The sequence below is a fragment of the Solemya pervernicosa gill symbiont genome (genome assembly GCF_002020875.1).
GTDB lineage: Bacteria > Pseudomonadota > Gammaproteobacteria.
In genome coordinates, this window is the sequence record NZ_MPRL01000010.1 from 40697 (window position 1) to 54872 (window position 14176).

9 protein-coding genes are annotated in these 14176 nt (G+C 54.1%); 7 read left to right on the plus strand and 2 right to left on the minus strand.

The features are described 5' to 3' along the window. Positions 1-3 precede the first annotated feature (3 nt). On the minus strand, positions 4-2925 hold the full coding sequence (locus BOW52_RS03980) for an insulinase family protein (RefSeq protein WP_078482796.1): 2922 nt from the start codon (positions 2923-2925) through the stop codon (positions 4-6). A gap of 118 nt (positions 2926-3043) precedes the next feature. Here BOW52_RS03980 and BOW52_RS03985 point away from each other — a divergent pair, with 118 nt between their 5' ends. The 7 genes from BOW52_RS03985 (at position 3044) to BOW52_RS04015 (ending at position 13287) form a co-directional block, all read left to right on the plus strand. Continuing rightward, positions 3044-3811, plus strand: a complete 768-nt coding sequence (locus BOW52_RS03985) for a TatD family hydrolase (RefSeq protein ID WP_078482797.1) — start codon at positions 3044-3046, stop codon at positions 3809-3811. A 30-nt stretch (positions 3812-3841) separates the two neighbouring features. Next, on the plus strand, positions 3842-5110 hold the full coding sequence (locus BOW52_RS03990) for an MFS transporter (protein WP_236725630.1): 1269 nt from the start codon (positions 3842-3844) through the stop codon (positions 5108-5110). A gap of 22 nt (positions 5111-5132) precedes the next feature. Then, entirely contained in the window at positions 5133-6368 is a 1236-nt protein-coding gene (locus BOW52_RS03995) for an adenylate/guanylate cyclase domain-containing protein (protein ID WP_078482798.1), read from the plus strand. Positions 6369-6384: 16 nt separating this feature from the next. Continuing rightward, positions 6385-7182, plus strand: a complete 798-nt coding sequence (tcdA, locus tag BOW52_RS04000) for a tRNA cyclic N6-threonylcarbamoyladenosine(37) synthase TcdA (RefSeq protein WP_078482799.1) — start codon at positions 6385-6387, stop codon at positions 7180-7182. Positions 7183-7275: 93 nt separating this feature from the next. Further along, on the plus strand, positions 7276-7713 hold the full coding sequence (locus BOW52_RS04005) for a hypothetical protein (protein WP_135622009.1): 438 nt from the start codon (positions 7276-7278) through the stop codon (positions 7711-7713). Further along, positions 7710-10163, plus strand: coding sequence for an EAL domain-containing protein (locus BOW52_RS04010; RefSeq protein ID WP_078482801.1), 2454 nt, complete (start codon positions 7710-7712; stop codon positions 10161-10163). The genes BOW52_RS04005 and BOW52_RS04010 overlap by 4 nt, the downstream gene beginning before the upstream one ends. Positions 10164-10365: 202 nt before the next feature. Next, positions 10366-13287 carry a cyclic nucleotide-binding domain-containing protein gene (locus tag BOW52_RS04015; protein ID WP_078482802.1) on the plus strand — a complete coding sequence of 974 codons (2922 nt, stop codon included), beginning with the start codon at positions 10366-10368 and terminating at the stop codon, positions 13285-13287. A 55-nt stretch (positions 13288-13342) separates the two neighbouring features. On the opposite strand, the gene BOW52_RS04020 is transcribed toward BOW52_RS04015, so the two are convergent. Beyond that, positions 13343-13885, minus strand: a complete 543-nt coding sequence (locus BOW52_RS04020; protein WP_078482803.1) for a DUF2058 domain-containing protein — start codon at positions 13883-13885, stop codon at positions 13343-13345. Between the last annotated feature and the right edge of the window lie 291 nt (positions 13886-14176).

A 14176-nucleotide genomic window follows, 5' to 3' on the forward strand; every position in this document is an offset into this window, starting at 1 on the left:
TATTCAGAGGTCAATACGTTCCAGTCCGAGATCGCTCTGACTATCGAGAATAGCGGAGCTGGTGATCACCGCGGTGCTGGCAATTTCAGGTTTTAGGTAAGTTTCGGCGACACGTTTGAGGTCGGCCTCAGTGATGTCGAGTACCCGGCTGCGGAAACGGCGACGATGCTCAGGAGTGCGACCATGCAGTGCGGCATAGAAGGCAACGCGCGCCTCACCCGCCGGAGAGCCGGGTTTGTCGATACCGCCAACCACGCCGAGGATCGCCTCTTCGATGGTGCGCCACTCGTGATTGTTGCTCAGTAACCAGTCGATGGAGGCATCAAAATCGGAGAGTGTTTCACTCAGGCGCGGGTCTCGATAAGAGTAAAAACGCATCGCACCTGAGTCGGCGTCATAGCTGGCGCCACCGCCGTAGGCACCACCCTGTTCGCGGATAGAACGGTGTAGGAAATTGTTGCGCAGGAATGCGGCCAGAACCATCAGTGCGGGTGCGTCGGCGTGGCTGCCAGGTACGGCGGCATAGGCGCGGGCACAGAAGTTGACCTGGGTTGAGGTTGTCCACGCTTCACGCACCGTTCCTGTCGCCTTGGGCAGGATGAGTTGTGAGTCGTTGTCACTCCCGCTCAGCGGCTGCCAGCGGCGACTGATCGACTGCCCAATTTCACTCTTCTGATTAGACTCTCCAATCAGAAGCAGCTGTCGGGGGGCGTTGAGCAGCTGGTTACGCAGCTGCTCCAGGTTGGCAGCAAACTGCGATAACATTTCAGCGTCATCCAGCGAATCGTCGAGTCCCTTGAGGCTCTTGATCGAAGCAAGTCCCTGCCATTGATGGGCGAGGGCCGCCGCGCGGCTCATACCGCTGGCGGCTGCGCTCATGGCCAGTCCGTGGCCGTGGCTGGTTACGGACTGCTCCTGATGCAGGCGCTCCTGGCCGACCAGTTCACGTAGTCGTGGTAGTTCATCGAAACGAGCCGTCTCAAGGGTATCGAGTAGTAGTGCTTCGAGTGCTTCGTGATTGCGATTGAGTGCCTTACCGGAGAGGACAAACAGGCTGCGATTGCTATCGAGATCTTCAACACTGCTACGTACCGAGGTGCGCGAACCGATACCGCCCGTGACTGCGGCCTGCAGTGCCTGGGTGGTCAGGTAGTCGCGTCCGCCGCAGCCCACCTCAGTGATGATGTCGCTGAGCATCGGCAGCAGGCCGGAGAGCTCGGGTTCAAGCACTGGTATTTCGATCACCAAATCTTGGTAGACGATGCCGTTGGTGCTGCGAGAGAACCAGGTAGTTGGTGTAGAGCCGACCTGTTGCTCTTCACCCTCGGGTATCGGCAGCTCATCGGGGATGTCATCGAGACCCACCTTGGGTAACACGTCGGGATCATCCTGCTGGTTTTGTCGGGTCTCGAGGTCGGCAGCCAGTTTGATGGTTTCGGCGATTTGATCGCTGTTCATGCGGGTCTTAATGCCAGCTAGGCGCTCGGCCTCAGCCGCTGCACGCTTGCTGCTCAATTCTGTGTCGGGAGCCATTACCAGGCGTACACGGTGCTGATTGTCGAGTAGGGCGCGCACCTCTGATTTAATAAACTCGGGATCTTTAATCTGCTCACGCAGGCGGGTAAGGATCGGGTCGATATCAATAGCCGCTACCGGATCAGCACCGTGCAGGGTAGGACCGAGTGCCTGCAGGATCAGGTGTAGACCGTAGGGGAAGCCGTCGCCGCTGATCTCGCGCTGTGAGAGTTCAAGCTGGTGCAGTACCGCCTCGACCATCTCTTGCTCAACGCCCTCATCGGCGACCTTTTTAAGCACATCCAGAATCAACGCTTCGACCGCCTCGGCCTGCTCAGGGTTGGAACCCTCGATGCCACAGGCGAAGACCATTTCACGATTAGAGTCCTGCGGACCACAGAGGGGCGAGGGTGCAGAACCGAGCTCGGTGGTCTCGAGTACATGACGTAGTGGTGAAGCGCCGTTGTCGAGCAGCACACCACTGACCAGATGGGCGGTCAGTACCTTATCCATGTCGGTGCTCTTATCGAGCAGCCAACCGAGCACTATGTGGGTCTTGTCGCTGGTCTCATCCTCACCATCGAGTGCGTAGTGCTCCTCTATAGTGATCGGCTGTGTATAGCGCTGCTCATCAGGTACATCAATATCGAGTTCCTTGTGGCTGAACTCTTTCAATGCACGCTCCTCAAACAGCGCCTGGTGTTCGTTGGCAGAAATATCGCCAAAGGTCATGAACAGTGCGTTGGAAGGGTGATAGTGATCGGCATGAAACGCCTTCAGCTCCTCGTAGCTCAGATCGGGGATGTTGGCTGGCTCACCACCGCTGTTGTGGTGGTAGGTGATAGTCGGGAAGAGTTCGCGGGTCAGGGTCTGCCATAGAGTGGAGACGGGTGAACTCATCGCTCCCTTCATCTCGTTGAAAACCACCCCCTTGAACTGCAGCTCACTGTTGCCGTTGTCCGCCTCGGCGAATTCAACCCGGTGGCCCTCCTGAGCGAAGTCGAGTCTATCGAGAGTGGGAAAGAAGACCGCATCGAGATAGACCTTGGAGAGGTTGTCGAAATCCTTACGGTTGCGACTGGCAAAGGGGTAGGCGGTCCAGTCGCTGCTGGTGAAGGCGTTCATGAAGGTGTTGAGTGAACGGCGCGTCATCATGAAAAAGGGATCGCGTACTGGATAGTTGCGACTGCCGCAGAGTGAGGTGTGTTCGAGAATATGGGCCACGCCGGTCGAGTCCTGGGGGACGGTCTTGAACCCGACCAGGAAGGTGTTTTGATCGTCATCGGTGGCGAGATGAATATGCTGGGCGCCGGTCACCTTGTGACGATAGATCTCGACTTCGATATTGAGAGAGGGGATCGAACTGTTCTGCACCCACTCGAAACTGGGGTGCGTTTGCGGATTACTCATCGTTAACGGGTTTCCTTGGCGACCGAAAAAGGGGAATTACACCTTACTATTGGGGTGAGCCCAATAGTATACAAGGTAGAGCCTTGGTCGGCTGGGCAATGGACACTACAATAGCGCGATGGATCTGATCGACAGCCACTGCCATATTGACCTGCCAGAATTTGATGCGGATCGCGCCGCGATTCTGCAGCAGTGCCGTGCCTTTGGCATGACCGATATTATTGTCCCTGGAATCAGTAGGGATAGCTGGGATCACCTGCTTGAGGTGAGTGCCGATGAGCCGATGTTACACCCCGCCCTGGGGCTTCATCCGATGGTCATTGAGAGGCATGAGAATGAGCACCTCGATGACCTGGAGCTTTATATCGAAAAGCATCAGCCGTTGGCGATGGGAGAGATCGGTCTCGACTACTATCACAAGGGATCTGACCGGGATCGGCAGCGTTTTCTATTTGAGGCGCAGCTAGAGGTCGCCCGTAACCACGGTCTACCGGTGATACTGCATGTGCGTAAGGCGCATGATGAGGTGCTCGATATGCTGCAGCGCGCCAAGGTACCTGGCGGCATCGCCCACGCATTCAATGGCAGTCTGCATCAGGCCAAACGCTACCTCTCGATGGGATTCAAACTCGGCTTTGGTGGGGCTCTGACCTATGAGAAAGCGACCAAGCTGCGGCAGCTGGTGCGTGAAGTACCACTGAATGCAATTGTGCTCGAGACCGACGCACCCGATATGGCCCCCTATCCGCATCGCAACGAGCGAAACTCTCCGACCAATCTACCGCTGATTCTCGATGCGATGGCTGAGCTACGCAATATCAATCGTGAGGTGTTGGCGCGTATTAGTGCGCAGAATGCACGTCGTATCTTCGGGCTGGCCGGATGACCAGAGTCCCTCGACAGGGAGGTCGTTGAAGTGGCTCTGCAAAAACGACGCGAGGCGATCTCCTGGGCGCTCTATGACTGGGCCAACTCTGCCTACGCCACTACCATCATGGCAGGTTTCTTCCCGCTCTTTTTTAAACAGTACTGGAGTGCGGGTGCGAGCGTAACCGAGAGTACCTTCCGCCTCGGTATCGCCAACTCGGTGGCGAGTCTGGTAATCGTAATACTGGCACCACTATTAGGCGCGATCGCTGACCGCTGTGGGGCTCGTAAACGCTTTCTGCTTACCTTCGCCACGCTGGGTATTTTGATGACTGCGCTACTGCCGTGGGTAGCGCAGGGCGATTGGTGGCTGGCGGTAGTGCTCTATGTACTGGCAACCATCGGCTTCTCCGGCAGTATCAGTTTCTCCGATTCGCTGTTGGTCTTCGTCGCAGATAAGCCCGAGTATGAGCGTGTCTCGGCGCTCGGCTACGCGCTTGGCTATCTTGGCGGTGGCCTTCTATTTGCGGTTAACGTCTGGATGACGCTAAGCCCACAGACCTTTGGCCTGACCGATGCCGCCGAAGCGGTGAAACTCTCATTCTTCACCGTGGCGATCTGGTGGGCGCTTTTCACACTGCCTCTGGCTCGTTATGTCACAGAAACAGATGGTAGCGGTATTGGGGCGCGAGCGGCAGTTGTGGCGGGTTGGTCTCAGTTGCGGGAGACCTTTCGCGAGATACGTGCGCTGCGCAATATCTTTCTGTTTCTGATCGCCTACTGGTTCTATATCGATGGCGTCGATACCATCGTACGCATGGCGGTCGACTACGGTTTGTCACTCGGCTTCGATTCCAATAGCCTGATCGTCGCACTGCTGATCACTCAGGGTGTCGGATTCCCAGCGGCGCTCGCCTTTGGTTGGCTCGGTAGCCGTATCGGCGCGCGTAGCGGTATCTATATTGCGATCGCTGTCTACATCGTGGTGGTGATCTGGGCGGCACAGATGGAGCATGTTAAAGAGTTCTACTTGTTGGCCGTGGTGATCGGTCTGGTGCAGGGCGGTATTCAATCGCTGAGCCGTTCGCTCTATGCGCATATTATTCCCGCCGACAAGTCGGCCGAATTTTTCGGTTTTTATAACATGCTGGGTAAATTCGCGGCGGTACTTGGCCCGGTGATGGTGGGGTGGGCGAGTGCGGTAAGCGGTAGTCCACGGCTCTCGATGTTGACGCTGTTGATCCTGTTTGTGGTCGGTGCGCTGGTGTTGCGCAAAGTAGATGTTGATGATGGTGCGCAGTATGCTCCACGCAGATAAATAGGAAGAGGGTTTCAGAGAGATGGATTTAGATGTCACAGCGCGGCTGAAGGGGACACGCACACGCTACATTGTGCATGAGTTCTTCACCAACACCTTCCATTACCCGCTGGCCAGTATCATTCTGGAGCTGCTGCTGCATGATGCACTCAGCTACCTCTATGAGATCGATCCCTATGTGATTATTTCAGCGGCTGTTATCCAGGCGATGTTCTACGGCAGCTGGCTACATCGTGGGCTTAATCGGCAATTTGTCGGTAATCTGATCGCCCCCGCAATCTATACCCTGTTCGAAGTGTCGCTGGAGGGGATGGAGTTCTTTGAGTCCCCCCACCATATCGCCTACTGGGGTTTTGCTATTGCTATCGGTATTACTCAACAGGTGCGTGACGGTACGGCAAATGAGGAGCTACACGATGCGATGATCATGCTCGAGAGCGTGGTCAGAACCTGCATCTTTCTGGCGCTCTATATGATTCTTGAAGTGCTCAAGGATGGTTACAGCTCCTATGGGGAGTTTATGGCATCGGCCTCGCACCAGTTCGTGGTGATGGTAATTCCGCTGCTGGGCATGGTGTTTGGTTTTGCCAATATCAATACGGAACGCTACCACAACGTTCTGATGCGCACCGCGCAGCAACTGCGGGAATATTCGGAGTGGTTTCTCGGTACTGATTTACTCTCCAAGGCGGTGAACAATCCGGAGGTGCTGAGCCTCAAGCGTCACGAACGTTCGATGGTGTTTACCGATATTCGTGGTTTTACCCGCTGGAGTGAAACCCGGTCTCCTGAAGAGGTAGTCGCGGTGATGAACGCCTACTATGAAGCAGCAGAACCGGTCTGGGTGAAGTACCAGGCGATCAAGGTCAAGCTGACAGCGGATGAAATCATGTTGGTCTTCTCCTCGCCTGAGGCAGCCGCAGAGGCAGCGATTGCGATGCTGGAGGCGGTTCGACCACTGCTTGAAATACATGGGCTCGGTGTGGGTACCGGTATCCACACCGGTCCAGTTGTTGAGGGTGTGATGGGGGGCAATGCGCGCAAGAGCTACGACCTGCTGGGTGATAGTGTTAATACCGCTAAACGGCTCTGTGATAATGCGGAGCTGAATGAGATCCTCGCCTCAACCGATATGTACTACGTGCTCGGTTCCGACTACCTGTTTGGTAATCAACGTGAGATTGAAGCGAAGGGCAAGGCTGAGCCGGTCAAAGTCCGGCCGTTGTTTAGAGGCCTGATTTCGAATGATGTGGTTTGATGGAATCTTGAGTTGAATGAGTACGGAGGTCTATCAGGAACGCTTTGGCGGCATTGCCCGTCTCTATGGTGAACGCGAGGTGGCGTGGCTGGAAGCGGCGCATATCTGCGTGATCGGTATCGGTGGTGTTGGCTCGTGGGCGGTTGAGGCGTTAGCGCGTAGCGGTATTGGTGAGATTACACTGATTGACCACGATGATATCTCGGCCAGTAATAGCAACCGTCAGTTACACACGCTGGAGAGCACCGTCGGACGCTCCAAGGTGGCGGTGATGGCGGAACGGGTGAAGGCGATCAACCCCGAGTGTCGCTGCCACCCGATTGATGATCTGCTGGTTGAGGCGACTATCGAACGTTACCTCGATCAAAATTACGACTACGTGATCGATGCCATCGATTCGATCAGCCATAAGGCGGCGATGATTAACTACTGTCGGCGCAATAAAATTCCCATTATCACCACCGGTGGCGCCGGTGGATTAAGTGATCCAACCGCCATCGAGATCGCCGATCTGAGTAAAACCTATAATGATCCGCTGGCCGCCAAGGTGCGTTCGACGCTACGCAGTCGTTACGGCTATACCAATAATCCGAAACGCCGTTTCAGCGTTGAGTGTGTCTTCTCAAGTGAGCAGCAGGTCTATCCAAAGCCCGATGGATCGGTCTGTCAGCGCAAACCGGGTGTGAAGGGTGCTACGCTCGACTGTAACTACGGTTATGGCTCAGCCACTTTCGTTACCGCTGGCTTCGGATTTGCCGCCGTTTCCCGTGTGATTCGTAAACTGATCGAGCGGCGTATTCGTGAGCTTAAGTAGTGCAATTATTTATCCTTGCCGTCGTGCAGGTGAATCCCTAGTATGGATGCGTAAATTACTGAAGAATATCGGTTTTTGCTAATAAAGATATCCGTGAATTTATTTCGAGTGTCGATTGAGTTTGCTGCGTGCTCGGGAGATGGTGATGGCAGAACGTTTCTACATGCTTTTTTTGGTGTCGCCGTTCTGGCGGGGCTCTATTTTGAGTGGAATGAGTTGCTCTATCTGCTGGTGGCTATCAATCTCATTGAAGGTATAGCAAACCGAGTCATTATAAGAACAGTTGCGGGTGCTACCCATACCTCCGTGGCCGGTGGCATGGTCTGTCCAGCCGTTCATCGTGAACGAGTGATTGATTTCGAGGCAACCCGTGGTTGGCGGCTGGTGATCGGTCTGGTGTTGCTGGTCTCCATCCTGTTCACTGATCAGCTCTGGTATCTAAGCTGGTTTATTGGCTTTGCCGTATTAGGCGCTGGGCTCAGTGGTGTCTGTCCATTGATGTGGCTGCTCTGTTATGTGGGCTTTAAATGAGCGAGTTGTCTTCAAAACAGGATAAATTGCGCCCTGCCTTAGCCGGTCGTATTACCGGTATCGTCTTCTGGGGTCTGGTAGTGGTTGGCCTTGCGATTACCGGTTATCTACTTCAGGAGAGTGAACAGCGACTGGAAGCGCGTTACCAGAGCCTTGCCGATCGCACCTCCTTCCACTTAATGAATTATTTTGGCTCCCCGGAAGAGATTACCCAGGCAAATCTTAATCTGCTGTTCGAGCGAATGTTTGAGCTTGAAGGCGGTATGGCGTTGCAGGGCGTGAAGATAGATGTCGATGGCCTGGTGCTACAGAGCGGTAACGTTGACGTGACGTTGGCCCAGGTGACGCGTCCCATTATTCTGCACGGTCAGCATGGCCTCTATCACCTCGCATCCGAAGTGACGATCTATCTCACGCCATTCGATCAGGTGATCGCACAGGAACGCAAGCAGCTGCTGCTCTCGATGGGGGTTGCCTTCATGTTATTTGGTTTTGTCTTGCAGTGGGTTCTGCAGCGTGTCTTGACAGCCCCCTTTTTCAAAATGGTGGATACCGCAGACCAAATCTCTTCGGGTGATAACACGGCGCGTTTTGATCAACAGCGTGATGATGAGTTCGGTTTTCTGGCCAAGTTTATTAATCGCTCTCTCGATAATCTTACTCAGCAGAAGGATGAGTTGGCAGATATTGTGGTTCGGATTACTGAATCGGAGGCTGCGCTCTACAAGGAGAAAGAGCGGGTTGAGATTACGCTGCAGTCGATTAGTGAGGCAGTAGTTGCTACTGATGCGATGGGCTTAATCGATTTTTTCAATCCCGTTGCTGAGCGACTGACAGGCTGGCAATGTGACGATGCGATCGGTCGGCATGTTGATGAGGTGATTCGACTGGTTGAAGAGGATAGCGGTGAGGGCATGCTCAATCCTATCAGTCAGGCGATGAGTGAGGTGCAGGTGGTGATGCAGGAGAGTGGAAGCTCTCTGATGCGTCACGATGGCACGTTGCTGCCCGTGTCGGAGTCGGCTGCTCCGATTTGCGATCATGAGAATCAGGTGGTGGGTGCCATCATGGTGCTCAAGGATGTTACACCCACGCGCAGGCTCGCCAAGGAGCTCTCCTATCAGGCCTCTCACGATGCGCTGACCGGCCTCTTTAATCGTAATGAATTTGAAGATCGTCTCCAGTCGGCACTTGAACGTGTGCATGAAGGGGAGGGTGAGCATGCGCTCTGCTACATCGATCTCGATCAGTTCAAAGTGGTCAATGATACCTGTGGTCATATGGCGGGTGATGAACTGTTGCGCCAGCTTTCACATCTGCTGGACAAGCAGATGCGTGAACTCGATGTGTTGGCGCGCCTTGGTGGTGATGAGATCGGTGTGCTGCTGGTCAATAGCGATATTGATGAGGCCAGTGAAGTCTCCGAGCGACTGTTACGGGTGATAAACGATTTTCGCTTTGTCTGGGAGGATCGCTCCTTCGAAGTGGGTGCGAGCATCGGCGTAGTGGCGGTCACTGCAGAGAACATCAATGTCTCTGAACTGATGAGTGCCGCCGATGTTGCCTGTTATGCAGCGAAGGATCTGGGGCGCAATCGTGTCCATCTCTATAAACCCGATGACCATGAGATGGCACAGCGTCACGGTGAGATGCAGTGGGTCTCTAGAATTAAGCGCGCTATGGAGGAGGATCGCTTCTGCCTCTATTACCAGCCGATCGTACCGGTCGATCCGGAGAGCGATGCACAGCCCCACTATGAGGCGCTGATTCGACTCAAAGATGAGCGGGGCGATCTGGTGCCGCCGATGGCCTTTATCCCGGCGGCTGAACGCTACAATCTGATGCCGATGATTGATCGGTGGGTGATCCGCACCGCACTCGACTACAAGCTTGAGAGCAGTCTGAAATGTGGTGACTATATCTGTGCTATCAATCTATCCGGTGCGTCGCTTAGCGATGATGCGATGCTCGACTACACCATTGATGCCATTAATAACTCTAAGGTGCCACACGAGGACCTGATCTTTGAGATCACAGAGACGGCGGCGATCTCAAATCTTGAACAGGCCGAGCGATTTATCAACGCACTTCATGAGTTGGGCTGCCGCTTTGCACTTGATGACTTTGGCAGTGGTCTGAGCTCGTTTGCCTACCTGAAAAATCTCAAGGTCGATTTTCTCAAGATTGATGGCTCCTTTGTCCGTGACATGGCAACCGATCCTGTCGATCGTGCGATGGTGGAGGCGATACACCGTGTTGGCCAGTCGATGGGAATCAAGACCATCGCGGAATTTGTAGAGGATGAGGCTATTCTGCAGGCGCTACGTGAACTGGGTGTCGATTATGCACAGGGTTACCACCTGGCGATGCCACGTTCGATGGATGAGTGCGGAGAGTTCTTTGGTGGTTGCTGCCCGATCAAGGGTGAGAAGAGTGGTTGTGGGTCTTGATTGGTTTGCTGGTAACTATTTGTAATATAAATGTAAAAACGTTTGTTTCGGGCTTTGCGTTCAGATCTGCATAGATAAGATATGTGAACCAGTTCGCCACGGCGTAGGACACGAAAAACTATACTGTTTAGCAGAGAGCGACCGTTTGTGTGTCGCAGAAAATTTAGCTTTCCATGCGGTGTTGGAAAGGGTGGTGGAATCCATGAGTGCATCAAATCAGAGAATTGAAATTAATCAGCTCCGTCATCTAGAGTTGCTTAGGGAGCTGAATGCCGATCGATTACAGGAGCTTGCCGATAAGTCACGCGTAATTGAATTGCTTGCAGATCGTGAGGTGTTTAAACAGGGTGATGTCGATAATCGTACCCTCTATCTGCTCAGTGGTGAGCTCAAGCTGAGTAACAGCAGTGGCGCGACGATGGTGCTTAAGTCGAATCACCAGGCAGCGCACAGTCCCATTGATACCGAGAGTCCTCGGATAATTACCGCGCATACCCGTACAGATGTTCAGCTGCTCAGCATCGATAGTGATCTGCTTGATATGGCGCTTAACTGGGGTGATGACGAGGGTAGCTATGAGGTTGAGGAGATCGACTTCTCCGATGATGCCGACTGGATTTCGCAGTTGCTCTATACCCAGGGACTCCTCAATCTCCCGCCGCAGAGCATTCAGGCACTGGTAACCCGTCTGCAAGAGGTGCCGCTGGCAAGCGGTGATGTAGTGCTCAAGGAGGGTGAAGAGGATGACTTCTACTACATCATCAAGCAGGGGCGCTGTCAGGTCAGTCGCGTTATGCCGGGTGATAGTGAGGCGACCACGCTATGCGAACTGAAAGCGGGTGAGGGTTTTGGGGAGGAGGCACTGATCACTCAGGGTCGTCGTAACGCTACTGTCACCATGATTGAGGATGGTGTGCTGTTAAAGCTCGACAAGAGTGATTTCAACAGCCTGATCGCCAGCTTCCTGGTAGCACAGGTCAACGGTAAAGAGGCACACGAGCTTCTCTCTACCGGTACGGTACTGCTCGATGTGCGTACACCCGAGGAGTATCACCAGAACGGTGTAGGGCGCAGTATGCCGATCGCACTGCTACGTCGTGAGATGAGCCATTTCGATCCGGACCGAAAATATATCGTCGTCTGTGATGATGGCAAACGCTCTGCTGCTGCTGCCTTCCTGATGCGCCGCATGGGAATGAATGTGCACGCCCTGCAGGGCGGGCTCGTCATGCATCGTCAGGCAATTGAGGAGTCGTTGGAGAAACAGGGTGGCAAGAAGGCCGCGCCAACGGCAGCGACCGAGGGCGTTGCCTCACCGGTCAAGACCACCGCTGCGGTACGTGGTGAAGATGAACTGACACTACTGAAGAAGCAGAACCTGCGACTGCAGAATGAGGTTAAGAAAGCAGAGCAGCAGGCCTCAACCGTCAAGAGCCAGCTCGAATCGGCACTCACTCAACAGCTGCGTCAGACCGATGAGAGCAAGCAGGCTCACCGTCGTGTAGCGACAGAATTGGCAGCACTGCGCCAGCAGATGGAGACGATGCAACAGAGTACTGGTGAGGAGGGTGAGACATTCAATCAGCAGCTAGGTGAAATCAAGGGTGAGTTAGAGCAGGCACTGCAGCGAGCCGTTGCGGCAGAAACGACTCAGGGCACTCTTGAGCAGCAAATTTCTCGCCTGCATGACGATATGACTTTGCAACGCAGCGATGCTGAGCAGCGTGCAAACGAACAGAACGAAAATCTTGAAAGAGCGAATGCCCTGCTCGAGTCGCTTAGGCGTGAGCATACCGAAGCGCTCGAGGCACAGCAGTGTGAGATTGAACAGGCGCAGCAGCGTAGTGGGCAGGCTGAATCGGAGCTCAACGCACACAGTGCCACGATCGAGTCTCTCAAGAGCTCCTACGCTGAGAGTGAGCAGAAGCTACAGAATGAGCTACAACAGGCGCGTGAACGTGTGGCAGATGCTGAAAGTGCACTGGCCGATAGAGAAGCATCGCTTGATGCGGTTAAGGGTGAGCAGAGTCAGTCGCTGTCACAGCTCGAAGAGGGTGTTGAGGCTGCGAAGACGCGAGCAGTCGAGGCTGAACGTGCTGCTGAACAGCTCAAAACGAGCCACTCTGATGAACTCGTCAAATTACAGCAAGAGCTTGAGCAGCATCAGCTGCAGTTGAGTGAGAGTGAAGCAGCACTTGCAGTGCAACGTACAGAGATGGAGCAACTGCAGAGCGAACAGCAGAGTGTTATCACCGGTCTCGAGTCTGAACTTGGTGAGATGCGTGAGCGTGCCAATGGTGCGGAGAGCAGGCAACAGCAACTTGAGCAAGATCGAGCCAGCCTCGAGGCAACCATCGCCAGGCAGAAAGATGAGGTTGAACTGAGTCGGCAGCAGTTTGAAGCAGAGCTGGCCGCCGTACAGGAAGAGGTGGTCTCACTCAGAACGCGTATTGCCGAGCTAGGCAATGAGAATGAACGCGTTCGTGTTGAGTTTGAGGCAGAGATTGGCCAGCTAACGGTAGCCCTTGATCACGCACGCCGTGAGAGTGAGCGGCATGCCATCACACTCAGTGAGGCTGAGCAACGTGAGGCTGAGTTGAAACGTGAGCTGGATGAGCAGCAGCGAGCACTCGATGAGATACGCGAGCAGCACAAACATGAAATTGAAACCGCGCTGCTAAAAATCAAGCAGCTTCATGGCGAGAAGGCACAGCTCAGTAACGAACTCACCTCTGTTCAGAGTGAATCGGAGCAGATGCGTAGTCAACTGACTGATGAGAGCGAAGGCAACGCAAGCCAGATGGCAGAGCTGCGTGTGTTGTTCGAACAGTACAAACGTGAGAATGCCAAACTCAAGGCAGAGATTGTGGCGAAGAGTATTGCAGAACAGTCCGCGCCTGCAGACGTCGATGCGCGTTCAGCAGCAAATGCCAGAAGGCGTCGGCATGCAACGCGCACCGCCTCTTCCGCATGGATGCAGCTCTCCAGTGAAAATAATGAGGGCGAGAAGAAGAGCGAGGTCGACTGGAATGAGATGCCAACCTTCGAGATGGGGGCAGAGTACGGCGAAGAGGATGTGCCACCACCGATCGATCCCGGCTGGACACGGATCAAGACCAAGTAGCACTCAGTCAGTTAACAATAAAGAGGCGGGCATTAGCCTGCCTCTTTATTGTTAACTACCACATCAGGTCATCAGGGATTTCAAACTCGGCATAGGGATCATCCTCGTCAGTCTCTTGTGGCTGAGATTCATTGATCTGGATGATATAGCTCTTGTCGCGTAGTGAGATCTTCTCTGCCACGGGTGTTGGCACCAGTTCAAAACGTTCATCGAGCTTAATGATCGCGAGACGCCCCTTACCAAGTTGTCGCTGCTGTGACTCATTCACGTAGAGCTGCTTGATCTTGCTCTCATCGGTAAAGCTATAGGCAATCTCACCCTCGCCTAGCTCAAGTCGGTTGCTCTCAATTAGCTGGCGAATCTGAGCGGTAACAGCCTTCTGTTCCGCCTCGGCCTTGCGTTGAAGGTTGAGCTGACGATCACGCTCCGCTTTTTCACGCTGTGCACGCTCAGCGGCGATCTTGGTATCGTTAACATCCTCAACCTTCTGCTTCTGTTTCAGCTTGGTTTTCTTCTGCTTTGACTTGGTCGCCTGATGTGCCTTTTTCTTGCTGACCGCACCCGCCTTGAGTAGCTGGTCCTGAAGTGAATTGCCCATTGGTATGCCTTGTTTCTACGTGTTGAAAGTGATGTGGAGAGTTTAACATAGGGGCTTGGCAGGGGGCTGGAGGGGTGTGCCTGATTGGGTTGTTGAATGAAGACACCTCAAGAGGAGGCGTGTTGTTTCGCGCCCTTCTTGTTTGGCCTGCTGGGTGTTTGATCTTTATTCCCGGATGTAATTACTTGCTCCGACGCTGACCGCCATGGATAGCGAAGCGAAGGCGGTTAGTCCGCGATAGTCGACGCCGTCTGCCTATTCGTAGTTGAGAGCGAGAGCGAACGACGAAGA

Bases quoted from the DNA above. Each gene is read 5' to 3' on its own strand.
- BOW52_RS03980 (WP_078482796.1), bottom strand. From the start codon at position 2,925: ATGAGTAATCCGCAAACGCACCCCAGTTTCGAGTGGGTGCAGAACAGT.
- BOW52_RS03985 (WP_078482797.1), top strand. From the start codon at position 3,044: ATGGATCTGATCGACAGCCACTGCCATATTGACCTGCCAGAATTTGAT.
- BOW52_RS03995 (WP_078482798.1), top strand. From the start codon at position 5,133: ATGGATTTAGATGTCACAGCGCGGCTGAAGGGGACACGCACACGCTAC.
- tcdA (WP_078482799.1), top strand. From the start codon at position 6,385: ATGAGTACGGAGGTCTATCAGGAACGCTTTGGCGGCATTGCCCGTCTC.
- BOW52_RS04010 (WP_078482801.1), top strand. From the start codon at position 7,710: ATGAGCGAGTTGTCTTCAAAACAGGATAAATTGCGCCCTGCCTTAGCC.
- BOW52_RS04015 (WP_078482802.1), top strand. From the start codon at position 10,366: ATGAGTGCATCAAATCAGAGAATTGAAATTAATCAGCTCCGTCATCTA.
- BOW52_RS04020 (WP_078482803.1), bottom strand. From the start codon at position 13,885: ATGGGCAATTCACTTCAGGACCAGCTACTCAAGGCGGGTGCGGTCAGC.